This window comes from Actinoplanes sp. NPDC019969 (genome assembly GCF_055562375.1).
In genome coordinates, this window is the sequence record NZ_JBVHFK010000007.1 from 346,049 (window position 1) to 371,040 (window position 24,992).

Consider the following 24,992-nt stretch of genomic DNA (forward strand, 5'->3'; position numbering starts at 1 on the left):
GCGGCTTGCGGGAGCCGCGGCGTTTCTCAGGCCGCGGCCAGCTGCTCCGGCTGGCTGCGGATCCACTCCATGAAGTTCTCGTTGCGGGCCAGAGCCTCCTGGTACGCCTCCTTGGCGTGCGCCATCAGCGTGGGCGCGCTGCGGGCCGCCGGCGAGTCCGGATGCCAGCCGAGCACCACCCGCCAGCGCAGCGGGGCGCCGCGCAGCGGGCGGCTGGTGAGCCCGGCCGGCGCGCGGAACGTGGGCTGGCAGAGCCCGATGGCCATGCCCAGCTCGACCATGTCGATGCAGTTGCGCACGTCGGACTCCAGGACCCGGCGCGGGGCGAACCCGGCCCGGGCGCAGGCGGCGGCGAAACAGTCGGCGAAGCAGCCGTCGCCGGGACCGGCCACCCACTGCTCCTCGGCCAGCTCGGCGAGATCCACCTCGACGTTCTTCGCCTGTGGGTGGTCCTCCGGCATCAGCACGCAGACCGGGTCCATCCCGATGGTCTCCCAGACCAGGCCGTACTCCGCGGAGGGGATGGCGTCCCCGCAGACACCGACCTGGGCGTAGTCGAGCTTGCCGGCCAGCACCATGCTGGACAGCTCGGAGATGTAGTAGGAGGCGTGCGTGGAGATCTGCGCCTCCGGCTGGGTCGCCGAGAGACGGTGCACGAGATGAGCGACCACCGGTCCGCTGATCGCGCCGATCCGGTACCTGCTCATCGTGTCGGGACCGGCGCCGGCCGCCAGCCGGGCCGCTTCGTCCTGCAGCCCTTTCATGGCCGGCAGCAGCACCCTGGCCCGGGAGAGGACCAGCTCCCCCAGGGCCGTCGGGCGAGCGCCCCGGCGGTCACGGTCGAACAGCGGGCCACCCAGTGTCCGCTCTATCCGCTGAAGTTGGGCGGTGAGCGCAGGCTGGGCAAGGCCGAGTTGTGACGCGGCCTTGGTCACGCTGCCGGTCTCCGCGATGGCGCAGACCACCTTCAGATGCCGCAGCTCGAGGTTCATAGCGTGACGTTAGGACTAGAAAGGGATCGAACGCTAGTCCGGGAGACGTGGAATGATCGGCAGCTTGTGACAAACGTATGAACGAACAGGACACAGGTCGCTTACCGGCCGGTACCGTTCTTTTTCGTCACAGATCCCGCGGGTAGGTGGGTCGCGCCGTGATCATGTCGCGGACCTTGTCGACCACCCCGACGAGCGGATCGACCACCTTGTTCCACGGCGGGACGGCAGGAGTCGCAGGATGCGGCCGGGTCGGCGCCGCCTCCTTCGCCGTCTCGAACCGGTTGCCGAGCCGGATCAGGTCCTCGGCCGACGCCATCTGCTCCAGCAGCGGCAGCAGCTCCTCGGCGTCGGCCACGACGTGCCGGCGGATCGCCTCGGCGATCGGCGCGGGGTCGCCGCCGCTCTCCAGATCACCGAGCTGCAGCAGCAGCGCCTGGTCCTCGGCGAGCTCCCGGTCGGCGATCCGGTCGCCGTCCGGCACCGCGGCGCGGACCGCCGGGTAGAGGTACTGCTCCTCGGCGCACAGGTGCCGGGAGATCGTCGCGACCAGCACCGAGGCGAGCTTCGGGTCGGCCGGGCCGGTGTGCAGGCGCCCGGTCAGCGACAGGATCTCCCGGTGCTGCTCGGCGACCACGTCGACGATGCTGCGCCCGGAGGTCTCGCCGCCGACCGGCGGCAGCGGGGGAAGATTCACGTCAGACACGGCGACTCTCGTACCCGGGAACGCTCTCCCACCAAACCCATCCGACCGCCCCGCCCCCCACCCTTGGAGCGGACTGACGACCCTCCCTTCACATGCTGCTGGTAAGAAGGTCGAATGACGACCACCGCCGAGAGCGAGGTCACGGACCTCTGCCGTGACCTGCTCCGCATCGACACCACCAACACCGGCGACCCGCGCACCACCGTGGGCGAGCGGGCCGCCGCGGAGTACGTCGCCGAGCGGCTGGGTGAGGTCGGCATCGAGTCACGGCTGCTGGAATCCGCGCCGACACGGGCCAACCTGATCGCCCGGATCCCCGGCGCCGACTCCTCCCGCGGCGCGCTGCTGGTGCACGGCCACCTCGACGTGGTGCCCGCCGACGCGAGCGAGTGGTCGGTGCACCCGTTCTCCGGCGAGGTGAAGGACGGCTACCTGTGGGGCCGCGGCGCGGTCGACATGAAGGACTTCGACGCGATGGTCCTGGCCGTCGTCCGGGAGTGGAAGCGCACCGGCTACGTCCCGCCGCGCGACATCGTCCTGGCGTACACCGCCGACGAGGAGGCCGGCATGGAGTACGGCTCCCAGTGGCTGGCCCGCGAGCACGCCGACCAGTTCGAGGGCTGCACGGAGGCGATCGGCGAGGTCGGCGGGTACTCGTACACCGTCAATGACGATCTTCGGCTCTATCTCGTCCAGACCGCCGAGAAGGGTCTCGACTGGCTGCGCCTGCACGCGACCGGGCGGCCCGGCCACGGCTCCTTCATCCACGACGACAACGCGGTCACCAACCTGGCCGAGGCCGTCGCCCGGGTCGGCCGGCACCGCTTCCCGACCGTCGTCACCCCCACCGTGCGGGCCTTCCTCGAGCAGGTCAGCGACGCCCTGGAGATCGATCTCGACCCGGACCAGCCGGAGCTCGCGGTGTCCAAGCTCGGCCCCATCGCCAACCTGATCGGCGCGACCCTGCGCAACACCGCCAACCCGACCCGCCTGGAAGCCGGCTACAAGGACAACGTCATCCCCGGCAAGGCGTCGGCCACCATCGACTGCCGGACCCTGCCCGGGCACGCCGACGCGTTCCTGCGCGAACTGCGCGAGGTGATCGGGCCGGACATCGAGATCGAGCACATGCACCAGCAGCCGGCCGTGGAGACCTCGTTCGACGGGGACCTGGTCGACGCGATGGGCGCGGCGCTGCGGGCCGAGGACCCGGGGGCGCGGACCGTGCCGTACCTGATGTCCGGCGGCACCGACGCCAAGGCGTTCGCCACCCTGGGGATCCGCTGCTTCGGGTTCGCGCCGCTGCGCCTGCCGCCCGACCTCAACTTCAGTGCGCTGTTCCACGGCATCGACGAGCGAGTTCCGGTGGAGGGACTAAAGTTCGGCGTGCGTGTGCTCGACCGCTTGCTCCGAAACAGCTGAATCGGAAGGACCCCCATCCACATGACTGACCAGAACGCCGAACTCGACGCCGCCCTCGAACGGGTCGTCGAGGCGGCGCGGGCGCACCTGGTGGCCGTCAAGGCGGCCGCCGGCCGCATCGACGACGACGACGTCTGGCAGGCGTACGTCGACCTCAACAACGCCTCCTACGCGTACGACGAGAAGCTGCTCGACGCTTTCGGCGAGGTCACGCCGTGGGACGTCGAGTCGATCGACCCGGACGAGGCGGACCGCCGGTTCGGCAACGTCACCGAGGCCGGCGCCGGGGCGGGCGCCGATCCGTACCCGCAGGTGGTCTCGGTCCGCCAGCGCCGCGATTACCGCGTGCCCAGCGTGTCCGCCCTGCTGAAGGTCGCCGAGACCGCCCGGCGCAGCTCGGTCCCCGACGACGAGGAGGCCGGCCCGGTCGAGTCGGTCGGCGAGGCCGTGCTGGAGCTGCTGCAGGCCGGCGACGGCTCGCTGTCCTCGCTCGACGTGCCCGAGCTGGAGCCCCTCGACGGCCTGCTCACCGTCACCGAGGTCGCCGAGCCGCTGGACCTGGAGGCGTTCGACGACGCCGACGGCTCCGGCCCGTTCGCCCCGGTCGAGACCGACCTGCTGGTCGGCCGCCTGGACGAGCACCCGTTCCTGCCGGACGAGGATGACCACGACCACCACGACCACGCCGGTCACCACCACCACTGAGCCACGAGGGCCCGCCCGCGGCGTCGCCGCCGGGCGGGCCTGCTCAGTAACTGAGGTTCGGCTGCGGTGTCGCCTGGACGCGGCGGCGGAGCATCACCTTCCGCGAGCCGTCGGCGAAGAGCTGAACCCTGGCGAGCTCCCACCCGGAGAACTCGGCCTGAATGGCGAGCCGCGCCGCCGCGGCCAGCCGATCGACATTTGAGGGCAACCGCAGCGGCGCATATTCGTAGTCCATGGGATCTAATATGCTCCCGGCCCGGACCCGCTGACCAGACCCTGCAACGGCTGGTTCGCAGGCCGGTGGCAGTGCCGGCAGGGTGGGCGGCGGCGCAGGTGGTAGGCGTACGCGGCCAGGCCGAGCGTGATCGACCACACCGGCCACAGCATCATCGGGATGCGGGAGGCCAGGCCGGAGCCGTCGTACAGCGCGCCGGAGCCCTCGCCGGTGAACAGCGAGATCGACGCGGACCAGACGAGGGCCGCCACCAGGGACGCCGGGACGGTGGCGAGGCGGATCGGGACGGCTCGGCCGCGGGCGAACGGGATCCAGCGCGGGAACACCTCGCCCCAGCGCCGGATCAGACCGAGTGTGAGCACGGTTCCCACCAGGGCGAACGTGCCCAGGCCGGCGCCGGCCCAGACCATGCCGGTGCGCTGCATCTCGGCGAGGAACTCCGCGGGGATGCCCAGTGGGATCCCGGCGAGCCAGGCCAGGCGGGTTCCGGCGTACAGCGCCGGGATGATCGCGGCGATCCAGGTGACGACCCGGCCCCAGCGGGCGGCGCCCTCCGGCGTGGTCCATCCGGCGATGGCGCCGGACCTGCCGCACGACTCGCAGTTCCCGGCGGTCCGGCGATGCCAGCGGATCGTGGCGCGGGCGATCAGCAGCCCGCCGGCGACGGCGCAGACCTGGTTGGCCAGCGCCCACGTGAAGATCGTGCCGTAGTCGACGGGCGGCCAGCCGAACGGAAAACCGACGATCATGATCGGGAGGTACCCGGCGACCGTCAGCAGGCGGACGTCGGCGACCACGGCCAGCAGCGCGAACGCCACCAGGAACAGATAGGCGAGCATGGGGCGGCGGGCCGGGACGCCCGCGGCGGCGGCGACCAGGATCACGGCAGCGGACAGCAGGGCGGCGGCGAACACGGGCGCGCCGACGGCGGGGTCGAGGGCCCGCAGGACGCTGTCGGCGCCACGGGCGTCGTTCGTGCCGAAGGGGAAGCCCCGGCCGGTGATCGTCCAGCCGAGGGCGAGGATGCCGTAGGCGGCGGCCCAGCAGGCCGCGATACGCGAGGTCATGCCCTCACGCTCGCCGAGGCGCGGGCGGCGGGGATCCCCGCGTGGAGGGAACGGTCTCCCTCCTGCGAGGGAGAGGTCAGAGCGGGACGAAACCCGAGCGGTACGCCGTGACGACCGCCTGCGTACGATCCCGCACCCCCAGCTTGTCCAGAACGTTCCGCACGTGCGTCTTGACCGTCTCGACGCCGAGCACCAGCCGCGCCGCGATCTCGGTGTTGGACAGCCCCTCGGCCATCAGGGTGAGCACCTCGGCCTCCCGGGCGGTGAGCCGTGCCGAGGCGATCCGGTCGCCGGGTGGCCCGTACGCCGCCGCCAGCCGCCGCACCGCCGCCGGGAACAGCAGCGAGTCGCCGCGCGCCACCACCCGCACCGCCTCGGCGAACTGCTCCGGCCGGGCCCGTTTCAGCAGGAACCCGGCGGCCCCGGCTCGCAGCGCCTCGTACACGTACTCGTCGTTGGCGAACGTCGTCACCACCAGCACCTTCGGCGGCTCGGCGAACCTCTCCAGCAGCAGCCGGGTGGCCTGGATGCCGTCCAGGCGCGGCATCCGCACATCCATCAGCACGACGTCCGGCCGCAGCCGGAGCGCGGCCGGCACCACCTCGGACCCGTCGGCGACCTCCCCGGCGACGGTCAGATCCGGCGCGGCGTCCAGCAGCGCCCGCAACCCGGTCCGGACCAGCGCGTCGTCGTCGGCGATCAGCACGCTGATCACGGCGCGGCCACCGGGAGCCGCGCGGTGACCCGCCACCGGTCGCCGTCCGGCCCGGCGGTCAGGGTGCCGCCGAACAGCCGCACCCGTTCCCGCATGCCCTCGACACCGTGCCCGCCGCCGGGACGTGCGAGCGGCCCGGCGGCCCGGTTGGTCACCTCGATCATCAGATCCTCCTCCTGGCGGATGCGCAGCGTCACCTCGCCGCCGCCGTGCCGGGCGGCGTTGGTCAGCGACTCCTGGACGATGCGGTACGCCTCCCGCGACACCGCCGCCGGCACGTCGAGCGGGGGCACGTCCGCCCGTACCCCCGCGGTCAGCAGTTGATCGAGATCGTCGAGGGTGGGCGCCGGGCGGCGGGCGGCGGGGGAGTCGCGCAGGATGCCGAGGACCGTGTCGAGTTCGGTGGCCGCGGACCGGCCGGTGTCCTCGATCGCCGCGAGGGCCTGCCGCGCGAACCCGGGGTCGGCGTCGAACACCGCCCGCGCCGCCCCCGCCTGCAACGTCATCGCGGTCAGCGCGTGCCCGACCGCGTCGTGCAGCTCCCGGGCGAGACGGTTGCGCTCGGCGAGCCGGCGTTCGGCCTCGCGCACCTCGGCGAGCCGGGCGGCCACCGACGGGCCGAGCAGCACCGGCGCCATGGTGACGGCGAGCCGGCTCAGACCGGCCACCGCGGCGACCGCGATCAGGATCCCGGCCGGCGCCCACACCCACGGCACCCGCAGGTCGACCCCGGCCGGGATCGACCGGGCGGTGAAGGCGAGCAGCGCCACCGGCAGGGCGATCAGCAGCACCGCCCCGACCAGCACCCCGGTGATCAGATGCAGGGCGAACCAGAGCGCGGACCGCAACCGGGTCTCCAGCTCGACCCGGCCGGAGCCGGGGAGATCCACCCCGAGGAGGGTACGGGCCGCCGCGATCTCCAGCTCCCGGGTGCCGCTGAGGAACGGCGGCAGCACCCCGATCACGGCGACCACGACAGCCGTCGCGGCGACCCCCGCCCGGCTGCGCGGATCGGTGACGAACAGTTGCGCCAGCAGGCCCGCCGACACCAGGTACGGCAGCGCCAGCACCCCGCCGAGCAGGAAGAACACCGTCCGCCGCAGCACAGCGCCTCAGCCGAACCAGGTGTTCGGGTAGCTGACGCCCTCACGCTCCGGATAGCCGACCTCGATCGCCGACACGTCGTCCAGCGCGAACGCTATCTCCGCCGGCAGGGTCAGCTGCTCGCTGCGCAGCGCCCCCTGCAACTGCCCGGCGGTCCGCGCGCCCAGGATCGGCGCCGCCACCCCCGGCCGGTCCCGGATCCAGGCCAGCGCCACCTCCAGGGGCGACACCCCCAGCCCGCCCGCCGCCGTCACCACCGCCTCCACGATGCTGGACGAGCGCGGCTCCAGATAGCTGCGGACGAACTCGCCCATGTGCTCGGACGCGGCCCGCGAGTCCAGCGGGCGGCCGTTGCGGTACTTGCCGGTGAGCACCCCCCGGCCCAGCGGCGACCACGCCAGCACCCCGAACCCGAGCGCCGCGCCGGCCGGCACGACCTCCCGCTCGATACCGCGTTCCAGCAGCGAGTACTCCATCTGGGCGGCCACGATCGGGGCCCGCCCGGGGTACGCCGCCTGCCACGTCGCGGCCCGCGCGGTCTGCCAGGCCGCGAAGTTCGACACCCCGGCGTACCGCACCCGGCCGCTGGCCACCGCCTGATCGAGAGCGGCCAGGGTCTCCTCGAACGGGGTCTGCGCGTCGTACCCGTGGATCTGCCACAGGTCCACGTAGTCGGTGCCGAGCCGGCGCAGCGACGCGTCCAGCGAGCGCAGCAGGTTGCCACGGGAGGCGTCCCGGGGACGGTACCGCTGCGGGGTCAGCCCGGCCTTGGTCGCGATCACCACCTCGTCGCGGGGCACCAGATGATCCAGCAGCGAGCCGATCACCGACTCGGCGTCGCCGTCGCCGTACACGTCGGCGGTGTCGATCAGCGTGCCGCCGGCCTCCAGGAAGATCTTCAGCTGATCCGCCGCGTCGTCGGGGTCGGTGTCCCGTCCCCAGGTCATGGTGCCGAGCGCGAGCCGCGAAACCGCCAACCCGCTTCGGCCGAGCGGTCGCTGATGCATGAGTGAACCTTATTCAGAGTCCCTGTCCTGCGAAATCCCACAGGCTCCGCCGGGTGGGTCGGTTACCGGACCGAAACGGCGGAAGCCGTCGATCAGTAGGCTTGCGGGCGACGGACAGATCTTCGGGAGGGCAGGCGCGTGCGGCTCGGACTCAGCCTCGGCTACCAGACGGCGTGGAGCACCCCCGCCGACCATCTCGCGATGGCCCAGGAGGCGGATCGGCTCGGCTATTCCGTGGTCTGGGCGGCGGAGGCGTACGGCTCCGACACCGTCAGCATGCTCGGCTGGATCGCCGGGCAGACCGAGCGGATCGACCTGGGCGCCGCCGTCATGCAGATCCCGGCACGCACCCCGGCGATGACCGCGATGACCGCCGCCACCCTCGACACGCTGTCCGGCGGCCGGTTCCGGCTGGGCCTCGGCGTGTCCGGGCCACAGGTCTCCGAGGGGTGGCACGGGGTGCGGTTCGCCAAACCCCTCGGGCGTACGAGGGAGTACGTCGACGTGGTCCGGATGGCTCTGGCCCGGCAGCCGGTGTCGTACGCCGGCGAGCACCACCAGCTGCCCCTGCCCGGCGGCGCCGGCAAGGCGCTCAAGCTCGGCTTCCGCCCGCTGCGCCCGGACATCCCGATCTACCTGGCCGCCGTCGGCCCGAAGAACCTGGAGCTCGCGGGCGAGATCGCCGACGGCTGGCTGGGCATCTTCCTCGCCCCCGACGCGCTCGCCGACCAGCTCGCCCCGATCGCGGCCGGCCGGGCCAGGACCGGCAAGGACCTGACCGGTTTCGACGTGGTCGCGTCCGTGCCGGTGGCGATCGGCGACGACCTGGACGCGTGCGCCGACGTGATCCGGCCGTACGCCGCGCTCTACGTCGGCGGCATGGGCAGCCGGGAGCAGAACTTCTACAACGCGCTCGCCGTCCGGCTCGGCTACCCCGACGAGGCGAAACTCGTGCAGGACCTCTACCTGAGCCGGCAGCCCCGCGACGCCGCCGCCGCGGTGCCCCGCGAGTTCATCGAACGGACCTCCATCATCGGTACGCGGGAGAACGTCACCAAACGCATCCAGGAGTACGCGGCCGCCGGCGTCGGCACCCTCTCCATCAGCCCGTACGTCGGCGACCTGCAGAGCGGCCTGGACACGCTGCGCCTGGTCGCCGCCGCGTACGCCGACGCGGGCGTGGCGAGCTAGTGGCCACCGTCCTGCTGCTGCGGCACGGCCGCACCACCGCCAACGCCTCCGGCGGCCTGGCCGGCCGCCAGCCCGTCGAACTCGACGACACCGGCCGCGCCCAGGCCGTCCACGCCGGGGAGCGCCTCGGCAACCTGCCCCTCGCCGCGGTCGTCAGCAGCCCGCTGATCCGCTGCCGGCAGACCCTCGAACTCGCCCTGCCCCGGGCGCAGCCGGCCCTCGAGGACGGGCTGATCGAATGCGGGTACGGCGACTGGGAGGGCCGCCCCCTCAAGGAGCTGGCCAAGGAGCCGCTCTGGCCGGTCGTCCAGCAGCACCCCAGCGCCGTCGTCTTCCCGAACGGGGAGGCGATGGCCGCGATGTCGGCCCGCGCGGTCGCCGCCGTCCGCGACTGGGACGCCAAGGTCACCGCCGAGCACGGGCCGGACGCGATCTGGCTGGCCTGCAGCCACGGCGACGTGATCAAGGCGATCGTCGCCGACGCGCTGGGCCTGCACCTGGACCAGTTCCAGCGGATCGTCGCCGACCCGGCGTCGATCACCGTCATCCGGTACACCCCGACCCGGCCGTTCGTGGTCCGGGTCAACGAGACCGGGGAGCTGGCGTCCCTCGTACCCCCGAAGTCCGACGGGAAGGACAAGGCCCAGGAGAGTGACGCGGCGGTCGGCGGCGGCGCCGGCGGTGGCGTCTGACGACACAGCGTGATCGCTGGATAGCCGCAGCGTGTACCCCGTTGCGCCCTCGGCGAACCCACCATGCCGACAGGCGCGGATATCCGCGCGGATGGCTAGGGTTGTCGTCATGACCCACCAAGTGCATGCCTTCGAGCCGCCCGAGCGGTTCGTCGCCGGGACGGTGGGCGAGCCGGGCGACCGCACTTTCTACCTCCAGGCCCGCGGCGGCGGCCGGGTGATCAGCGTCGCGCTGGAGAAGGTCCAGGTGTCACTGCTCGCCGAGAAACTCGAGGAGCTGCTCCTCGAGGCCAACAAGCGGTTCGGCGTCTCGCTGCCGGAGTCCCCGCTGGCCGCGGTGCACGACAACGAGCCGCTCGACACCCCCGTCGACGAGGAGTTCCGGGTCGGCACCCTGGGCCTGGCCTTCGACGTCGACACCAGCACGGTCGTCATCGAGGCGATCGAGGCCGGCGAGGCCGAGGCCGACCTCTCCGGCTCCCCCCTCGACGACGACGAGGAGGAGGACGACGACGAGCCCGACGACGATGACGAGCCGGACGACGACCTCGACCGGCTGCGGGTCCGGCTCACCCCCGAGGCGACCCGCGCCTTCATCGACCGGGCCCGCCGCGTCGTCGCGGCCGGGCGGCCCCCGTGCCCGCTCTGCGGCCAGCCCCTCGACCCGGCCGGCCACCTCTGCCCCCGGCACAACGGTTACCACCGGTGACGGCGGAACCTACGTCAGCGCTGGCTGAGGCCGATGCGCTCGAGCTGCTCGGGCGGGGCCGCATCGAGATCGAGGGGCGCCTCACCGACGCCTCGAACACCACCCTGCGCGCCGAGATCAGCCTGGGCAACCTGACCCGGCGCTGCGTCTACAAACCGGTCCGTGGCGAGCGGCCGCTCTGGGACTTCCCGGACGGCACGCTCGCCGGCCGGGAGGTCTCGGCCTACCTGGTCTCCCGGGCCACCGGGTGGGGCCTGGTGCCGCCGACCATCCTGCGCGACGGCCCGCTCGGCCCCGGCGCGCTCCAGCTGTGGATCGACGAGCCGGCCGAGGTGGACGCGCTGATCGGTTTCGTGCCGGCCTACGACGTGCCGGAGGGCTGGTTCCCGGTGGCGGCCGCCCGCGACGACGACGGCGACGCCTACGCCCTGGCCCACGCCGACGACATCCGGCTGGCCCGGCTCGCCGTCCTGGACGCGGTCATCAACAACGCCGACCGCAAGGGCGGCCACGTCCTCTATCCCGCGACCGGCGGGGTGCACGGCGTCGACCACGGTGTCAGCTTCCACGTGGAGAACAAGCTGCGGACGGTCCTGTGGGGCTGGACCGGCGGCCCGCTGCCGGCGGAGGCCGTCGCGGTGCTGACCCGCCTGGGGGAGGAGCTGGCCGGGCCGCTCGGCGAGGCCCTGGAGGAGCATCTGACGGTCTCCGAGGTGCAGCATGTCGGCCTGCGGGTGAAACGGCTGCTGCGCGCGGGCCGGTTCCCGCAGCCGCCGACCGACTGGCCGGCTATTCCCTGGCCGCCGATCTAGAGGTTTAGCTCACGCTCCGGGACCGGCCCCGGCCTCGCTGGTTAGGCTCCGGGGATGGATGCTTGGACCGGTCACGACGTACCCACCCTGCCGGACTCGCCGGGCCGGCCCGCGCTCCGGCTCTACGACACCGCGCGGGCATCGCTGCAGCCCAGCACGCCGTCCGGGGTCGCCACCATGTATGTCTGCGGCATCACGCCGTACGACGCGACCCATCTCGGGCACGCCGCCACGATGATCACTTTCGACCTGGTGAACCGGATGTGGCGCGATGCCGGTCTCGACGTGCGGTACGTGCAGAACGTGACCGACATCGACGACCCGCTGCTGGAGCGGGCCGCGCGTGACGGTGAGGACTGGATCGTCCTGGCGATGCGGGAGACCGCCCTGTTCCGCGAGGACATGGAGGCGCTGCGGATCATCCCGCCGGCGCACTACGTCGGGGCCGTCGAGTCCATCCCGAAGATCGTCGAGCACGTCTCCGAGCTGCTGGCGTCCGGCGTGGCGTACCGCCTGGACGACGGCACCGGCGACATCTACTTCGCCGTCTCCGCCGCTCCGGACTGGGGCTACGAGTCGCATCTGTCGCGGGAGGAGATGACCGCGCTGTCCGCCGAGCGGGGCGGCGACCCGGAGCGGGCGGGCAAGCGGGACCCGCTCGACCCGCTGTTGTGGCGTGGCGCGCGGGACGGCGAGCCGGTGTGGGACGGCGGTGACCTCGGCCCGGGGCGTCCCGGCTGGCACATCGAGTGCGCCACGATCGCGCTCGGGTTGCTCGGCGACACGATCGACGTGCAGGGTGGCGGCAGCGATCTGGTCTACCCGCACCACGAGTGTTCGGCGGCGCACGCGGAGGTGCTGACCGGCGCGTCGCCGTTCGCCGCGCACTACGTGCACGCCGGGATGATCGGCCTGGACGGCGAGAAGATGTCGAAGTCGCGCGGCAACCTGGTGTTCGTGTCGCGGCTGCGTGGCGACGGTGTGGATCCGATGGCGGTACGCCTGGGTCTCCTCTCCGGGCACTACCGCAGTGACCGGGACTGGACCGATGACGTGCTGAAAGCCGGTCAGCAGCGGCTGGCCAAGTGGCGTGAGGCGGCGGCCGCGCCGGCCGGTCCGTCCGGCGCGGGTCTGCTGGACGCGGTGCGTGAGGCGCTCGCCGGCGACCTCGACGCGCCGGGCGCGCTGGCACTTGTCGACGCGTGGTCCGAGGCGGCGTTGTCCGGCGCCGGGGACGACACGGCGGCGCCGCAGGTGATGGCCCAGACCGTGGATGCCCTGCTCGGAGTACGTTTGTAGGCCCATCCGCAGTGCCCCCACCCGGTTCCCGGGTGGGGGTTTTCCTGTTTTCGGGACGGAACGCCCCGCGCGACCCTAGCCTGATTTCGCCGATTCCGTACGCAATTCCACGAAATGATGAAACATGGCGCGTTTTACGGGCAAATGCACGCGAAACGGGTCCACTGGGTCCAGAATTTTCCCCAAGCAACCAACCGCTTGAAAGGAAACATCATGCGTCGTACGGCTCTGTACCTCGGCGGTCTCTTCCTGGCCACCGGCGCCACGCTGGCGATGGCCGGCCCGGCGATGGCCGCTGACGGCAAGTGCCCCAAGAACGTCGTCGTCTCCGGCTACGGTGCCGGCTACGGTGCCTACGGTGTGGGCTACGCCCAGCCGGTTCAGCCGGTCGCGGTCGTCCCGGTCGGCGGCTACGGCTACGGTGGTGGCGCTGGCTACTACGGTGGCGACGTCTACTCCAACAAGGAGATCAACCAGGTCGGCCTGGTGAACGTCGGCCTGATCGACAGCCCGATCAAGGTTCTCTGAGTCATCTCAAGACCCGATCGTGCTTCACGGGCCTGATAAGGCCCGACAGTAGATGACGACTGATGCCCGAGGCGCCCACCGGCGCCCCGGGCCTCAGTCATTTCCAGCCCTTCCCGCGCCGGCCGGGTCCTCCCCGCCATTCGCGCCCTTACCGCGGGCCGTCCCTGATCTTCCTCGCCGCCCGCGCCCTTACCGCGGGCCGCTTCCGGGGGTGACCAGCCCGGACTCGTAGGCGTAGACCACCGCCTGCACCCGATCCCGCAACCCGAGTTTCATCAGCACCCGCGCCACATGTGTCTTCACCGTCGCCTCGCCGACGGTGAACGCCGCCGCGATCTCCGCGTTCGACATGCCGCGCGCCATCAGCCGCAGCGTGTCGGCCTCCCGGGGCGTCAACTCGCCGAGCACGGCCGGCGGCACCGGCCCCGGCCGCGCCGCGAACGCCGCGATCACCCGTGTCGTCACCGCCGGGTCGAGCAGCGCCTCCCCGGCCGCCGCCACCCGGATCGCCGTGATCAGATGCTCCGGCGACGACACCTTCAACAGGAATCCGCTGGCCCCCGCCTGCAACGCCCGGTACAGGTTCTCGTCGCTGTCGAACGTGGTCAGCACGATGATCCGCGGCGGATCCGGCGTGGCGAGCAGCGCGCGTGTCGCCGACAGCCCGTCCTGGCGCGGCATGGCGATGTCCATCAGAACCACATCGGGCCGCAGCCGGCGCGCCACCGCCACCGCCTCGGCCCCGTCCCCGGCCTCACCGACCACGTTCATGTCCGGCTCGGTCTCGATCACCATCCGCAGCCCGGCCCGCAACATCCGCTGGTCATCCGCGATCAGCACACTGATCATGGGTTCTCCCGCGCGGCGCTGACCGGCAGGCGCGCCTCGACGGAGAAGCCGCCGCCGCGGCGTGGCCCCGCGACCAGCTCGCCGCCGAACAGGGCGACCCGCTCCCGCATCCCGATCAGCCCCTGCCCACCGTCGCCGTTCGCCCCCGCGACCGGACCGTCGTTGACGACCGCGAGCCGCAGACCGTCGGCCCGGAAGTCGACGGTCAGCTCCGCCGCCGTCGCATGCGCGTGTTTCAGCACGTTGGTCAGCGCCTCCTGCACGATCCGGTACGCCGACATGTCGATCGCGGGCAGCAGCGGCACCGGCTCCCCGGCGCGCCGCACGGTCACCGGCAGTCCCGCTTCACGGACCTGGCCGACCAGGTCGTCGAGGCGTTCCAGGCCGACGGGCGCCTGGCCGGCGGCGTCGCCGTCCTCACCGCGGAGCAGGCCGAGGGTACGCCGTAACTCCACCACCGCCTCCCGCCCCGACTCCTCGATGCTCCGTGGCAACGCCGGGTCCACCGGCAACCCCGCGTCGAGCCGCCGGCGCACCACCCCCGCCTGGATGACCATCACCGTCACACTGTGCGCGACCATGTCGTGCAGCTCCCGGGCGATCCGGACCCGTTCCTCCATGACGGCCTCCCGCGCCTGCCGCTCCCGGAACTCGGCCCGCACCCCCGCCGCCTCGGCCAGCTTGCGGGACTGCACCGACACGACGATCCCCAGCACGTACGGCGCGACGGGAATGAAGATGTCGACCATCGGATCCTGTGGGTTGAACGCGTAGTACATCCCGACGGTGAACGCGATGACGGCCACCCCGAGCAGACCCCGCCCCGACCGCCGTGGCGGCACCCAGCGGCCCACCGTGTACGAGCAGATGATCATCGAGACGACCTGCCACAGCCGGAAGTTCACCGTCGTCTCGCCGGCGATCGTCGTCTCGACGTAGAACATGTCGACGACACTCAGCGCGTTGGGGATCATCGCCAGCAGCGGAATCCGCCGCCGCACCAGGACCAGCAGCGCGAACGCGGTCAGCGCGAACGGCCACCACCGGCCCGGCATCCCGATCAGGAACTCCTCCAGCAGGGCGAACGCCGTGAACCCGGCAGCCACCGCGACATCGCTGCGCCGGATTCCACTGAACTGTTCGCTCTGCACGCGTCGACCGTACGGCGCTGCTCCCCTCACCCGAACCCACCCTCAGGATGATCCGCCTGTCCCCCCACAGGGGGACGCGGGCTCCCTCCCTGAGGTGGCGACGCCGCATGCTCCGCCCTCCTAACGTCCTTCCCCACAGCGGCCGGTTCGCCGAACGGACCGGCCATCGCTCGATGACGTCCCGGTCGTTCCGTCGGCATGACCGGGCCGAGGGGGAGGAACCATGTGGCGCACAGCGGCAGCCGCGAGCCTGGTGGCCGCGCCGATCGCCTTGACCGTGGCGACCGGTGTGGACCCGGCACTCGGCGCTGACCAGGGATACGGCGTCTATCGTGAGCATCCGGGCGCGATCCAGGCCCATTCCCTGCTGCTGCACTGGGCGTGGGTCCTGTTCGTGCCCGGCCTGCTCGGCCTGCTCACCCCGATCCGCCGCCGCGGCGCCGTCCTCGCCCGGATCGCGTGGATCTCCGTCATCCTGGGCCTGACCACCTTCTCCGCCCTGATGGCCGGCGACTTCGTCCTGCTCGCCCTGGAGCAGACCCTCCCCGACGCCCAGGTCCAGGCCGTCGACGAGCGTTTCCTCAGCTCTGCCCTGACCGTCGCGGGCTGGCAGTGGCCGGGCCTCGCCGGCTGGGCCCTCGCCCTGATCCTGACCCCGATCGCCGCCGCCCGTGGCCACGTCATCAGTTGGTGGACCGCCGCGGCCGCCCTGATCGGCACCGGCCTCTACCTGGCCTTCGCCATCTCCCCGGTGCCCCTCTGCCTGCTCGGCCCCATCATCCTGATCGCCGCCCACAGCGCCGCCGCCTACCAGCTGCTCCACCCGGCCCCGCCCGCCTCCGCCACGCCGGCGACGGGTTCCGGTGAGCCGGGCGGCTTCCGATCCTTCCGCCACCGGTTCGGGCTCTTCTCGCTGTACGCCGCCCCGGTGGCGTTCGCCGTCGGCATGGCCACGGTCCCGGACGGGAGCGGGGACATCGCCGACAGCGTGAACTCCCCGGTCCAGACGCAGGTCAGCGCGCTGTTCCTGCACCTGGCGTGGATCCTGTTCATCCCCGCCGTCCTGATCATCGCCACCCGCAGCGGCCGTGTCACCCGGATCGCCGCCGGCGTCACCGTCCTGGCCCTGATCAACTTCAGCGGCCTGATGCTGGGTGACAGCGCCGACCTGGCCGCCCACCAGGTCCTCGATCCCGCCACCGCCGCCCGGGTGAACGAGACCCTGAGTGGTTACGCCACCTTCACCTTCGGCTGGGCCCTCCCCGGGATGGTGTTCAGCCTTCTCGGCCTGATCACCGTCACCATCGCCGCCGCCGCGAGCCGGACCATCCGCTGGTGGTCCGCCGCCCTGGCCACCGCCGGAGTCGTCGCCTTCCTCACCCTGGGCCTGGGCCCGATCGGCGTGACCGGGCCCCTGCTGCTGCTGGCCGCGTTCGCCCTGATCGCCCGCGAGCTGACCCGCCTCCCACGTCCCGCCGCCACCCCGGTGCCCGTCACCACCTGAACCCCCGGCCGGCTCGCGCGCCCGTCGGGGGGCGACCAGGCCCGCGAGCCGGCCGGCTTCCATCGTCAGGCAGTCGCGGCCGGTGGGGGAGAGGGCGAGGTGGCGCCATGGCCTCGGCCGCGCCGTGCGGTGGCGGTCAGAGCAGCTCCGCGTCGTGGACGAGCAGGGCGATCTGGACCCGGTTGTTCAGATTGAGCTTGGCCAGCAGGCGGGAGACGTGGCCCTTCACCGTCGGGACGCTCATGCCCAGGTCGGCGGCGATCTCGGCGTTCGACCGGCCGTGCCCGACCAGGACGGCCACCTCGCGTTCCCGGTCGGTGAGGGTGGACAGGCGGGTCCGGGCGCGGGCCCGCCGTGTCCCGGCCTCCGGATCGGCGACGTGATCGATCAACCGGCGGATGACCGCGGGGGAGAGGGTCGCCGCACCGGACGCGACCGAACGGACCGCCTCCAGGATCTCCCGCGGCGGCGTGTCCTTGAGCAGGAAACCGGCCGCGCCGCCCCGCAACGCCTCCAGCACGTAGTCGTCCGCGTCGAACGTGGTCAGCACGATCACCTGCGGCGCGTTGGGCCGGCTGCGGATCCGGCGGGTCGCGATCAGCCCGTCCACCCGCGGCATCCGGATGTCCATCAGGATGATGTCCGGCCAGTGCGCGCCGGCCGCCGTCACCGCCTCCTCCCCGTCACCGGCCTCCGCGACCACCTCGATGTCCGCCGACCCGCCGACCAGGATCCGCAACCCGGCCCGCACGAGCGGATCGTCATCCACGATGACGAGCCGGATCGGCCGGTCGGCCGCGCCGTTCACATCTCCCACGAGGTCACCCTTTCGTCACCGTGCTCACCGTCGGAGGCTGTCTCACGAGCCGGGTTCGAGACGGTCACGACACTCCCGGCGAGGGGAGCGGGGCTCACGACGGTCACGGTCTTGGCGGCGAAGGGAGCGGGGCCCGTGACGGTCACGGCGCTGCCGGTGAGGGGATTGGGGTTCGTGACCGTCACGGCGCTGCCGGCGAAAGGAGCGGGGCCCGTGACGGCCATGGCGCTGCCGGTGAGGGGAGAAGGGCTCACGACGGCCATGGCAGTTCGGCCTCGAGGCGGAATTCGCCGTGGGAAGCGCCGTGACTGACGCGCCCGCCCGCCAGCGCGACACGCTCGCCGATGCCGACCAGCCCCTGCCCGCCGGGACGGGCCGGGGACCGGGCCTCACCCGTACCGGAGAAGGGGTTGATGATCGTGATGCGCAGGGCCCGGCCGGCCTCGCCGGACAGCGACACCGACGCGCCTCGCCCCGATCCGTGCTTGCGCGCGTTCGTCAGCCCTTCCTGGACGATCCGATAGGCGGTGCGGCCCAGCTGCGGCGGTGGCTCCTCGGCGGGGATGCCGTTGGTGTAGTCGACGGTCATCCCGGCGGACCGCGCGCTGACGATCAGGTCGGTCATGTCGGCGAGGCCGGGCTGCGGCGGCTCCGGCCGGCCACTCGGGACACCGACCACCGAGCGCAGCTCCTCCAGGGCCTCGCGGGCACTGCTGCGGATCGCGCCGGCGGCGATCGCCAGCTCCTCGGGCGACGCGTCCAGCCGGACCTCGAGCGCGCCCGCGTGCAGGGTGATCAGCGACATCCGGTGGGCCAGCACGTCGTGCATCTCGCGGGCGATGCGGGCACGCTCGGTGAGCCGGGCCCGGTCCTCCCGGAGCTGCTGCTCGGACTCGAGGCGGGCGGCGTGCTCCCGCAGCGAGGTGGTGAGACGCCGGTAGGCCTGGACGAACAGCCCCCACCCCAGCGCCGCCACGCTGATCAGGCCGCGCACGAACAGATCCATCCAGACCCCGTAGGCCGGGTCGTCGTGCAGCAGGTAATAGATCACCCCGGTGCCGACGTTGATCGCGCCGAGCAGCAGCAGGACCGGTGGCCGCCGCCGGATCGCCACGGTGAACAGCGCCACGACGATCGGCCCGGTCGCGGTGATCGACACCGCGCCGAACGGCAGCAGCGCCGCGACCACCGCGAGCGGATGACGGCGGCGCAGCAGCAGCGCCGCGGCGCACGCCAGGCCCGTCACCAGGTCGGCCTGCCACGGCAGGACCGCGCCCGGCCGGGTGGCGTCGCCGAGCATCATCATCACCGTGCCGTAGAACAGCGCGACGGCGACGGCGACGGCGTCGGCCACCCGGTCCCGCGTCGCGGCCCGGGCGCCGCCGGGATCAGGAACCAGCAGCGCGAAGAGCATGGCCGCAAGCCTAGAAGAATCCATAGTCACCCGACACCTACCAAAGTATCGGCTTCGGCCCTGCCACCGACCGATGTGGATCACCTGCCGGACGCGGCATCGTCCGGGGGTATGACGACTTACGCCAAGATCGGCGTGTTCCTGCTCGCCGCCGCCTGGGGGCTGATCGCCGGCCTCTGGACCCCACGCGGCCCGCTGGCCGGCGCGGAGGCGCTGTGGTCCGTCGCGATCAGCGCCGGCGTCGGCTTCCTGGCCGGCTGGGCGACCCGCTCCCGGTGGGCGATCGTGGGCGCTCCCCTGACGTACGCCGTGGTCCTGGAGATCACCCGGGCCACCGCGACCGGCCCGTCCGTGGACGCCCCGCACCTCAGCATGATGGGCGTCCTCGTGCTGGTCACCGGCCGGGGCGTGCACGGGCTGCTGTCCCTGTTGCCGATGGCTGTCGCCGCCGCCTACGGGATCCGCCGCCGCCGGGGCGCCGCCGGCTGGACCGTGCTGGGCCTGGCCACCCTGCTGACCGTGGCCTTCACCGCCGCCGTCGCCGTGCCCGCCCGGACCGCGTCGATCCCCGGCGGTGTCGCCGAGCTGAGCCGGGCCGGCGGACTGACCGTGATGATCCGGGGCGCGTCACCGGACCTGCCGGTGCTGCTCTACGTCCCCGGCCCGCCGGGCAGCTCGTCGATCGGCACGATGCGTACCCGGCTCGCCGGTCTGGAGAAGCACTTCGTGGTGGCCACCATGGACCGGCGCAGCGCCGCCGGCCGTACCCCGGGGTTCTCGGTGGACAGCGAGGTGGCCGACATCCTGACGGTCACCGATCATCTGCGGGAACGGTTCGGCCGGGACCGGATCGCCCTGATCGGCCATTCCGGCGGGTCGATCCCGGCGGTGCTGGCCGCGCAGCGGCATCCGGAGCGGTACAGCGCCTACGTCGGTACCGGCCAGGCCGTCGACCTGCGCGCCTCCGACCGGATCTTCTACGACGACGTGCTGGCGTGGGCGCGGTCCGGCGGCAAGGGCGACGTGGTGGAGCAGCTGGAGCGGCAGGGGCCGCCGCCGTGGGGGGACGCCTACGACTACGAGCCGTTCCACCTGTACTCCGCCGAGGCGCACGGTGTCGCCGGCGCGCCCCTGGACGTCGGCGTCGAGGAGTACACGCTGCTGGCGAAGGCGCACACGATGACCGCGCTGCTGGACACCTGGGACGCCCTGTACCCGCGGATGCAGGACACCGATCTGCGACGGGACGCGCCGGCCCTGACCGTCCCCGCCTACTTCGTGCAGGGTGGCCGGGAGATGCGGGGTCTGGCCGAGCCGTTCGCCGTCTGGTACGCGGCCCTGCAGTCCCCGGACAAGCGGCTGGTGACCTTCCCGGAGGCCGGCCACCACCCGATGTCCGAGGACCCGGACCGTTTCGTCAGCACCATGGTGGACCTGCTGGGTTAGGCGAGGGCGAGCCCCGGGTCCGGGTCGGGGTCCGGGGCCGGCGCCGGGATCCGGTACTCCTCGGTCAGCGTGGTCATCGGCCCGGGCCACGTCGCCTGCGCCACCTCGATCGGCTTGCGGGTCTCGTCGAAGGCGACATGGAGCAGATGGAGGACCGGGGTGTCCGGCCGGATCTGCAGGATCTCGGCCTCCTCCCGGCTCGGCTGCCGGGCGCTGATCGTGTCGGTGGCCGACGTGTAGCGGCGATCGAGGACCTCCTCGGCCTCCTGGTAGAGGGGCCGGCCGAACGCCTCGTGCCGTTCCAGGGAGGTGCCGTTCGTGTCGGTCACCCGGAACCAGGAGGCGCCGACCTCGACGGTCGCGTCGTCGGTGCGCACCACGTGGCGGCGGACCAGCATCTCGGTGCCGTCCCGTACGCCGAACGCGTCGGCCACCTCGGGTGGGGCGGGCTCACGGCCGACGCCGGTGAGCTGCTGGCGGTAGCGGGCGGCCAGGTCGGCGTGGTAGCCGCGGTGGGCGCCGTACCGGCCGCGGGAGAGCCGGTTGAGGCGGCGGCGGGTGCCCCGGACGTACGTGCCGGAGCCGGGTTTGGTGATCAGGATGCCCTCGACCCGGAGCTGGTCGACGGTCCGCTGCACGGTCTGTTTCGCCACCCCGAACATCTCCGCCATGGCGGGGATGGACGGCAGCCGCTCGCCCGGCTGCCAGTCGCCGCGCCGGATGCGTTCCCGCAGCTGGGCCGCGATCTGCCGATGCGGGAACTCGGCGGTGCCCGGGTTGATGCTCATGGATCGTCCCCTTCCAGCTAGGTTCCTAGGATGCGCTGCGGGATGCCGGACGGCACGCGCGACACGCCTGACGGGCATGGATGAATTCGCGTATCAGCTATAAGGCTGATAGCAGCCTGGCGGGTACGGGTGATTGGCCCGCATACTGACCGCACGGTTCCACGGGGCGGCATCCAGCGGCAACTGGATGCCGCTCGATCCCGCGGGAGGTGTGGAGTTGCCGGTCTTCTATCGGGGTCCCCGAGCCGTCGTCACCCACCGATTCGTTGAAGTGTTCGGGGATCACCGCCGGCGTTTCGCGGTGGCCGAGATGGCCAACGTCCATGTCGTCCGCTCGGTGCCCAGCCGCCGAGCCTCTGGGATGTTCGCCCTGTTCGCAGCGGTTTTCGCGCTTCCGTTGGCGATCACCGTCTCGATCGTTGCGGCGGCGGTTCCCCTGCTCGCCGCGGCCGGCTGCTACCTGTGGCCGCGCACCGGTGGGCAGTGGCAGGTGCGGGCCCGCTACCGCGGCGAGACGGTCGAGATGTTCACCTCCCGGGACGAGCGTGAGTTCTCCGGATTCTGTCGTGGGCTGGTTCGCTCGTTCGAGGCGCGAGAGTCCTTGATGTATCGTTCGACAGGCTTGAGCGGTACCGCACGTTGCGATATCGCACTCAAGACGGATGACTGATCGAGCGTCTGGTGGAGCTGGATGTCGGCTGCGCGCCATGAACTGCCCGCCGTCTCCCGGCGACGTGTGCGGATGGCTTTGCGCGCCGCCCGCGAGGAGGCCGGTTCGAGTCAGAGCGAGGTCGCGCACCATCTCGGCTGGTCGCTGTCGAAGATCCAGCGGATCGAGTTGGGCGAGGTCTCCATATCGCCCACCGATCTGCGCGCCATCCTCGACTTCTACCGGTTCGGCGACGAGGAGCGGATCGCCGAGCTGATGACGGCCGCCCGGACAGCGCGGCGAGAGCGCTATTGGACGGCGGCGGAGCATCGCGATCATCTGCCGTCCGGGCTGCTGCAGCTTCTCCAGTTCGAGTTGGCCGCCACCGCGATCCGGGAGTACCAGCCTTCCCTCGTGCCCGGTTACCTGCAGACGCCCGCATATGCGACGGCTGCGCTGTCGTTGCCCGGCCACGATCTCAACGAGGAGCAGTTCCGGGTGCGCCGCGAGGTGCGCCTGGCGCGCCGGGAGGGGGTGTTCGGGCGGGCCGGTGCGCCGGATTACCAGGTCCTGTTGGACGAGTCGGTCCTGTGGCGCATGGTGGGTGCTCCGGACGTGATGGTCGGGCAGTTCGAGGATCTGGCCGAGTTCGCGTCCCGGCCGAACGTGCGTCTACGGGTGCTGCCGATGGACGGCGGCGCGCTGATGAGCATGTTCGGGGCGTTCATCGTCCTGGACCTGGGGGCGAGCGAGGGCGACACGGTCCTCTACCGGGAGACGTACCGGCGCGACGAATTGGTCGAGGACCCGCCCGAGGTGCAGTCCCATCTTCAGGTTTTCGAGCGATTCTGGCGTGGAGCCCTTGACGAGGAAGCCACCGAGGCAGTCATTCTCGCCAGGGCATACGACTTGCGAGCCAAAGAAGCCACAATGGGGAGGACCGTGCGCAGGTGAATGCCGGAGCGCTATCCTGTCCGGGCATCGGCTGGTTCGACTGATAGGGAAGGAGAGAATTGAATGCTGAATGCGAACCTTCACGAATGACGTTGAAGGGATGGACTCGCTGAAGGTAGCTGCAACTACGTACAGCAAGCCCACCCCGCACCTGTGCCAGCAGTAACCCGCGCTAACAGGCAAATATGCCGAGGCTCAAGTGGCCGTCGGCCATCCTACCCTGTCTGCCTACGGCTCCTTGAAAGGCAGGCAGGGCAGGATGACCGGCTCTTTAAGAGAGGGTTCCATGAAAGAAACCACAATGGCGTGGCAGCGAAGCTCTTCCTGCTCGGCCGGGGCATGTGTCGAGGTTGCAGAATGCGACGGTGGCATCCTGCTCCGGGACAGTAAGAATCCCCATCTTCCGCCGCTTTTCTTCACCCGGGCCGAATGGAACGATTTCCAGGACATGGTCAAACGGGTTTATGCGGATCTCTGATATCTGACGGCGGGCGCCGGAAAGCGCCCGCCACGATGTCACCAGGAGCCGGCGGTCGGGCCGGCCGAACCGCCCCGGCGGCGCAGGTACTTCTCGAACTCGCTGGCGATCTCGTCGCCGGTCAGCGGCTGGATCCCCGCGTCGCCGACGCGTTCCTCCAGCTCGCGCACGTACTCCCCGAGCTCCGCGTCCTGCTCGGCGGCGACCCGGACCCGCTTCTCCCACTCGTCGGCCTGCTCGGCCAGGTCGGCCATCGGCACCGGCAGGTCGAGCACGTCCTCGATCCGGCTGAGCAGCGACAACGTCGCCTTCGGGCAGGGCGGGTTGTTGGCGTAGTGCGGCACGTGCACCCAGAACGACAGCGCGTCCAGCTCGGCGCGGGTCGCCGCCTCCTGCAGCACCCCGACGATGCCGGTCGGCCCGTCGTAGCGGGTCGGGACAACCTTGTAACGCTCGGCGGTCTCCTTGTCGCGGGCGGTGCCGCTGATCGGCAGAGGCCGCGTGTAGGGGACGTCGGCGAGCAGCGCGCCGAGCAGCACGATCCGGTTGACCTCGAGGCTGTGGCAGATCTCCAGCACCGACTCGCAGAAGGTGCGCCAGCGCATGCTGGGCTCGATGCCCCGGATCAGCACGACGTCGCGGTCCGCGCCGGGCGGGCTGGCCACGGTGAACCGGGTGGTCGGCCATTCGATCTTCCGCGTCTCGCCCTCGGCCATCGTGATGGTGGGGCGGCTGACCTGGAAGTCGTAGAAGTCCTCCGGATCGATGCTGGTGATCTCCCGGGCCTCCCACACCTGCTCGAGGTGTTCCACGGCCGCGGTCGAAGCGTCCGCGGCGTCGTTCCAGCCCTCGAAGGCGGCGATGGCCACGGGGGAGCGGAGCAGCGGAAGGCCGTCGAACTCAGTCATGGCACACAGCCTACGTGCGGCCGCCGGAACACACCCGATGGCCGCGCCGCGCGCCAGGCGGATCGACGTCCATCACCGTCGATACACACCACCAAGTCGTATTTATCCGTGCATAATGCCGGTATGGCCGATCATGTGGACCAGGTGCTCGGGCCCACCGACGACACCGTCAGCTTCTTCCAGGCGCGCGGCATGTTCTACGTGACCACCCTGTGGGTCCTGGCCGCCGCCTGGCTCCCGATGCTGCTGATCACGCTGCTCGTCCGGATGGCTGGCGGCTACCGTCCGCGCCCGGGCGACATCGTGGTCTTCGCGGAGTTCACGCTGATCGTGCCGGCCGTCGTCGCCGCCGTCGTGCTGCTGGTGGTCTGGCGCCGCCTCGGCTGGCTGCACACCTCCGTGCACGGCCTCGACTTCGCCGCCACCGGCCGCCGCCCGGTCCATCTGCCCTGGTCCGGCATCGCCGCGGTGGCTCTGCACGGCCGCGGCCCGTTCACCGAGCTGGTGATCACCCCGATCGCCGAGGACTACGCGACGGCGCTGCCCGGCCGTGGGGGCCCTCCACGCGTCCGGCGCCGCGGCGGCGAGACCGCCTACGTGATCGACGTCGGCCTGATGTCCCCCGGCCCCGAGGTCCTCCTCGCCGAACTGCACCGCCGCGTCCCCAGCAAGGTCTGACCGGTCACGGTCACTTCCACCCCTTTTCCGGTACGCCGTACGCCGCCCCCACCGATCCCGCCCGTTCCGCCGTCCTACGCCCGCACCGCCGGCTGGCTCTCAGGGCTGTCTCCCCGTGCGCGAGACAGCCCTGAGAGCCAGCCGGATCTGAACCGCAACCCCGGCTGGTCGT

At 71.8% G+C, this 24,992-nt stretch carries 28 protein-coding genes; 14 read left to right on the forward strand and 14 right to left on the reverse strand.

Annotated elements, in window-relative coordinates:
* Positions 1-26: 26 nt before the first annotated feature.
* Complete coding sequence (locus ACZ3II_RS22720; RefSeq protein WP_465519702.1) at positions 27-992, reverse strand: LysR family transcriptional regulator; 966 nt, start codon at positions 990-992, stop codon at positions 27-29.
* 127 nt (positions 993-1,119) lie between these two features.
* The gene (locus ACZ3II_RS22725) at positions 1,120-1,689 is read right to left on the reverse strand and encodes a hemerythrin domain-containing protein (protein WP_465519881.1); all 570 of its coding nucleotides are present in this window, start codon (positions 1,687-1,689) and stop codon (positions 1,120-1,122) included.
* 123 nt (positions 1,690-1,812) lie between these two features.
* Here ACZ3II_RS22725 and ACZ3II_RS22730 point away from each other — a divergent pair, with 123 nt between their 5' ends.
* Together ACZ3II_RS22730 and ACZ3II_RS22735 are read left to right on the forward strand one after the other, a co-directional pair.
* Positions 1,813-3,120, forward strand: a complete 1,308-nt coding sequence (locus ACZ3II_RS22730) for a M20/M25/M40 family metallo-hydrolase (RefSeq protein ID WP_465519703.1) — start codon at positions 1,813-1,815, stop codon at positions 3,118-3,120.
* Positions 3,121-3,141: 21 nt separating this feature from the next.
* Entirely contained in the window at positions 3,142-3,825 is a 684-nt protein-coding gene (locus ACZ3II_RS22735) for a hypothetical protein (protein WP_465519704.1), read from the forward strand.
* A 43-nt stretch (positions 3,826-3,868) separates the two neighbouring features.
* Here ACZ3II_RS22735 and ACZ3II_RS22740 read toward each other — a convergent pair whose 3' ends face one another.
* From ACZ3II_RS22740 to ACZ3II_RS22760, 5 genes are all read right to left on the reverse strand, one after another.
* Positions 3,869-4,060, reverse strand: a complete 192-nt coding sequence (locus ACZ3II_RS22740; RefSeq protein WP_465519705.1) for a DUF5703 family protein — start codon at positions 4,058-4,060, stop codon at positions 3,869-3,871.
* 5 nt (positions 4,061-4,065) lie between these two features.
* Complete coding sequence (locus ACZ3II_RS22745) at positions 4,066-5,127, reverse strand: hypothetical protein (RefSeq protein WP_465519706.1); 1,062 nt, start codon at positions 5,125-5,127, stop codon at positions 4,066-4,068.
* A gap of 76 nt (positions 5,128-5,203) precedes the next feature.
* The gene (locus ACZ3II_RS22750) at positions 5,204-5,842 is read right to left on the reverse strand and encodes a response regulator transcription factor (protein WP_465519707.1); all 639 of its coding nucleotides are present in this window, start codon (positions 5,840-5,842) and stop codon (positions 5,204-5,206) included.
* Positions 5,839-6,948, reverse strand: a complete 1,110-nt coding sequence (locus ACZ3II_RS22755) for a sensor histidine kinase (RefSeq protein WP_465519708.1) — start codon at positions 6,946-6,948, stop codon at positions 5,839-5,841. The genes ACZ3II_RS22750 and ACZ3II_RS22755 overlap by 4 nt, the downstream gene beginning before the upstream one ends.
* Positions 6,949-6,954: 6 nt before the next feature.
* Positions 6,955-7,953, reverse strand: coding sequence for an aldo/keto reductase (locus tag ACZ3II_RS22760; protein WP_465519709.1), 999 nt, complete (start codon positions 7,951-7,953; stop codon positions 6,955-6,957).
* 138 nt (positions 7,954-8,091) lie between these two features.
* Between ACZ3II_RS22760 and ACZ3II_RS22765 the strand changes: the two genes are divergently transcribed.
* The 6 genes from ACZ3II_RS22765 (at position 8,092) to ACZ3II_RS22790 (ending at position 13,184) form a co-directional block, all read left to right on the forward strand.
* A complete protein-coding gene (locus ACZ3II_RS22765; protein ID WP_465519710.1) occupies positions 8,092-9,144 on the forward strand; it encodes an LLM class F420-dependent oxidoreductase in 1,053 nt (350 codons plus the stop codon).
* A complete protein-coding gene (locus ACZ3II_RS22770; protein WP_465519711.1) occupies positions 9,144-9,836 on the forward strand; it encodes a histidine phosphatase family protein in 693 nt (230 codons plus the stop codon). Before ACZ3II_RS22765 ends, ACZ3II_RS22770 begins: the two co-directional genes overlap by 1 nt.
* Positions 9,837-9,945: 109 nt before the next feature.
* Positions 9,946-10,545, forward strand: a complete 600-nt coding sequence (locus ACZ3II_RS22775) for a DUF3090 domain-containing protein (RefSeq protein WP_465519712.1) — start codon at positions 9,946-9,948, stop codon at positions 10,543-10,545.
* Positions 10,542-11,357, forward strand: a complete 816-nt coding sequence (locus ACZ3II_RS22780) for an SCO1664 family protein (protein WP_465519713.1) — start codon at positions 10,542-10,544, stop codon at positions 11,355-11,357. The genes ACZ3II_RS22775 and ACZ3II_RS22780 overlap by 4 nt, the downstream gene beginning before the upstream one ends.
* A gap of 54 nt (positions 11,358-11,411) precedes the next feature.
* Positions 11,412-12,656 (forward strand): cysteine--1-D-myo-inosityl 2-amino-2-deoxy-alpha-D-glucopyranoside ligase, encoded by a 1,245-nt coding sequence (gene mshC / locus ACZ3II_RS22785; RefSeq protein WP_465519714.1) that lies wholly within the window; start codon positions 11,412-11,414, stop codon positions 12,654-12,656.
* 213 nt (positions 12,657-12,869) lie between these two features.
* Positions 12,870-13,184: a hypothetical protein gene (locus tag ACZ3II_RS22790; RefSeq protein ID WP_465519715.1), complete on the forward strand. Its 315-nt coding sequence runs from the start codon at positions 12,870-12,872 to the stop codon at positions 13,182-13,184.
* Positions 13,185-13,373: 189 nt separating this feature from the next.
* Here ACZ3II_RS22790 and ACZ3II_RS22795 read toward each other — a convergent pair whose 3' ends face one another.
* Both ACZ3II_RS22795 and ACZ3II_RS22800 read right to left on the reverse strand, forming a co-directional pair.
* Complete coding sequence (locus ACZ3II_RS22795; RefSeq protein ID WP_465519716.1) at positions 13,374-14,033, reverse strand: response regulator; 660 nt, start codon at positions 14,031-14,033, stop codon at positions 13,374-13,376.
* Entirely contained in the window at positions 14,030-15,184 is a 1,155-nt protein-coding gene (locus ACZ3II_RS22800; protein ID WP_465519717.1) for a sensor histidine kinase, read from the reverse strand. Before ACZ3II_RS22800 ends, ACZ3II_RS22795 begins: the two co-directional genes overlap by 4 nt.
* 223 nt (positions 15,185-15,407) lie before the next feature.
* Here ACZ3II_RS22800 and ACZ3II_RS22805 point away from each other — a divergent pair, with 223 nt between their 5' ends.
* Positions 15,408-16,688, forward strand: coding sequence for a hypothetical protein (locus ACZ3II_RS22805; RefSeq protein WP_465519718.1), 1,281 nt, complete (start codon positions 15,408-15,410; stop codon positions 16,686-16,688).
* Positions 16,689-16,824: 136 nt separating this feature from the next.
* Here the strand turns inward: ACZ3II_RS22805 and ACZ3II_RS22810 are convergent, their stop codons facing one another.
* Genes ACZ3II_RS22810 through ACZ3II_RS22820 form a run of 3 tightly spaced genes read right to left on the reverse strand, consistent with a single transcriptional unit; the run spans position 16,825 to position 18,919 of the window.
* The gene (locus ACZ3II_RS22810; RefSeq protein ID WP_465519719.1) at positions 16,825-17,505 is read right to left on the reverse strand and encodes a response regulator; all 681 of its coding nucleotides are present in this window, start codon (positions 17,503-17,505) and stop codon (positions 16,825-16,827) included.
* Positions 17,493-17,759 carry a hypothetical protein gene (locus ACZ3II_RS22815; protein WP_465519720.1) on the reverse strand — a complete coding sequence of 89 codons (267 nt, stop codon included), beginning with the start codon at positions 17,757-17,759 and terminating at the stop codon, positions 17,493-17,495. Before ACZ3II_RS22815 ends, ACZ3II_RS22810 begins: the two co-directional genes overlap by 13 nt.
* Positions 17,756-18,919: a sensor histidine kinase gene (locus ACZ3II_RS22820; RefSeq protein WP_465519721.1), complete on the reverse strand. Its 1,164-nt coding sequence runs from the start codon at positions 18,917-18,919 to the stop codon at positions 17,756-17,758. Before ACZ3II_RS22820 ends, ACZ3II_RS22815 begins: the two co-directional genes overlap by 4 nt.
* Before the next feature lie 111 nt (positions 18,920-19,030).
* On the opposite strand from ACZ3II_RS22820, the gene ACZ3II_RS22825 reads away from it, so the two are divergent.
* On the forward strand, positions 19,031-20,365 hold the full coding sequence (locus ACZ3II_RS22825; protein ID WP_465519722.1) for an alpha/beta fold hydrolase: 1,335 nt from the start codon (positions 19,031-19,033) through the stop codon (positions 20,363-20,365).
* Here ACZ3II_RS22825 and ACZ3II_RS22830 read toward each other — a convergent pair.
* A complete protein-coding gene (locus tag ACZ3II_RS22830; protein ID WP_465519723.1) occupies positions 20,362-21,153 on the reverse strand; it encodes a GntR family transcriptional regulator in 792 nt (263 codons plus the stop codon). The genes ACZ3II_RS22825 and ACZ3II_RS22830 overlap by 4 nt on opposite strands.
* 217 nt (positions 21,154-21,370) lie before the next feature.
* On the opposite strand from ACZ3II_RS22830, the gene ACZ3II_RS22835 reads away from it, so the two are divergent.
* From ACZ3II_RS22835 to ACZ3II_RS22845, 3 genes are all read left to right on the forward strand, one after another.
* Positions 21,371-21,823, forward strand: coding sequence for a DUF6232 family protein (locus ACZ3II_RS22835; RefSeq protein ID WP_465519724.1), 453 nt, complete (start codon positions 21,371-21,373; stop codon positions 21,821-21,823).
* Between the two features lie 72 nt (positions 21,824-21,895).
* A complete protein-coding gene (locus ACZ3II_RS22840; RefSeq protein WP_465519725.1) occupies positions 21,896-22,756 on the forward strand; it encodes a helix-turn-helix domain-containing protein in 861 nt (286 codons plus the stop codon).
* A 286-nt stretch (positions 22,757-23,042) separates the two neighbouring features.
* Positions 23,043-23,234 (forward strand): DUF397 domain-containing protein, encoded by a 192-nt coding sequence (locus tag ACZ3II_RS22845; protein WP_465519726.1) that lies wholly within the window; start codon positions 23,043-23,045, stop codon positions 23,232-23,234.
* A 38-nt stretch (positions 23,235-23,272) separates the two neighbouring features.
* Here ACZ3II_RS22845 and ACZ3II_RS22850 read toward each other — a convergent pair whose 3' ends face one another.
* The gene (locus ACZ3II_RS22850) at positions 23,273-24,142 is read right to left on the reverse strand and encodes a PAC2 family protein (RefSeq protein WP_043533666.1); all 870 of its coding nucleotides are present in this window, start codon (positions 24,140-24,142) and stop codon (positions 23,273-23,275) included.
* Positions 24,143-24,265: 123 nt separating this feature from the next.
* On the opposite strand from ACZ3II_RS22850, the gene ACZ3II_RS22855 reads away from it, so the two are divergent.
* Positions 24,266-24,820 (forward strand): hypothetical protein, encoded by a 555-nt coding sequence (locus ACZ3II_RS22855; RefSeq protein WP_465519727.1) that lies wholly within the window; start codon positions 24,266-24,268, stop codon positions 24,818-24,820.
* Positions 24,821-24,992: the final 172 nt, after the last annotated feature.

Bases quoted from the DNA above. Each gene is read 5' to 3' on its own strand.
- ACZ3II_RS22760 (WP_465519709.1), bottom strand. From the start codon at position 7,953: ATGCATCAGCGACCGCTCGGCCGAAGCGGGTTGGCGGTTTCGCGGCTC.
- ACZ3II_RS22720 (WP_465519702.1), bottom strand. From the start codon at position 992: ATGAACCTCGAGCTGCGGCATCTGAAGGTGGTCTGCGCCATCGCGGAG.
- ACZ3II_RS22730 (WP_465519703.1), top strand. From the start codon at position 1,813: ATGACGACCACCGCCGAGAGCGAGGTCACGGACCTCTGCCGTGACCTG.
- ACZ3II_RS22805 (WP_465519718.1), top strand. From the start codon at position 15,408: ATGTGGCGCACAGCGGCAGCCGCGAGCCTGGTGGCCGCGCCGATCGCC.
- ACZ3II_RS22735 (WP_465519704.1), top strand. From the start codon at position 3,142: ATGACTGACCAGAACGCCGAACTCGACGCCGCCCTCGAACGGGTCGTC.
- ACZ3II_RS22825 (WP_465519722.1), top strand. From the start codon at position 19,031: ATGACGACTTACGCCAAGATCGGCGTGTTCCTGCTCGCCGCCGCCTGG.
- ACZ3II_RS22850 (WP_043533666.1), bottom strand. From the start codon at position 24,142: ATGACTGAGTTCGACGGCCTTCCGCTGCTCCGCTCCCCCGTGGCCATC.
- ACZ3II_RS22830 (WP_465519723.1), bottom strand. From the start codon at position 21,153: ATGAGCATCAACCCGGGCACCGCCGAGTTCCCGCATCGGCAGATCGCG.
- ACZ3II_RS22790 (WP_465519715.1), top strand. From the start codon at position 12,870: ATGCGTCGTACGGCTCTGTACCTCGGCGGTCTCTTCCTGGCCACCGGC.
- ACZ3II_RS22745 (WP_465519706.1), bottom strand. From the start codon at position 5,127: ATGACCTCGCGTATCGCGGCCTGCTGGGCCGCCGCCTACGGCATCCTC.
- ACZ3II_RS22775 (WP_465519712.1), top strand. From the start codon at position 9,946: ATGACCCACCAAGTGCATGCCTTCGAGCCGCCCGAGCGGTTCGTCGCC.
- ACZ3II_RS22840 (WP_465519725.1), top strand. From the start codon at position 21,896: ATGGCTTTGCGCGCCGCCCGCGAGGAGGCCGGTTCGAGTCAGAGCGAG.
- ACZ3II_RS22855 (WP_465519727.1), top strand. From the start codon at position 24,266: ATGGCCGATCATGTGGACCAGGTGCTCGGGCCCACCGACGACACCGTC.
- ACZ3II_RS22845 (WP_465519726.1), top strand. From the start codon at position 23,043: ATGAAAGAAACCACAATGGCGTGGCAGCGAAGCTCTTCCTGCTCGGCC.
- ACZ3II_RS22740 (WP_465519705.1), bottom strand. From the start codon at position 4,060: ATGGACTACGAATATGCGCCGCTGCGGTTGCCCTCAAATGTCGATCGG.
- ACZ3II_RS22795 (WP_465519716.1), bottom strand. From the start codon at position 14,033: ATGATCAGTGTGCTGATCGCGGATGACCAGCGGATGTTGCGGGCCGGG.
- mshC (WP_465519714.1), top strand. From the start codon at position 11,412: ATGGATGCTTGGACCGGTCACGACGTACCCACCCTGCCGGACTCGCCG.
- ACZ3II_RS22820 (WP_465519721.1), bottom strand. From the start codon at position 18,919: ATGCTCTTCGCGCTGCTGGTTCCTGATCCCGGCGGCGCCCGGGCCGCG.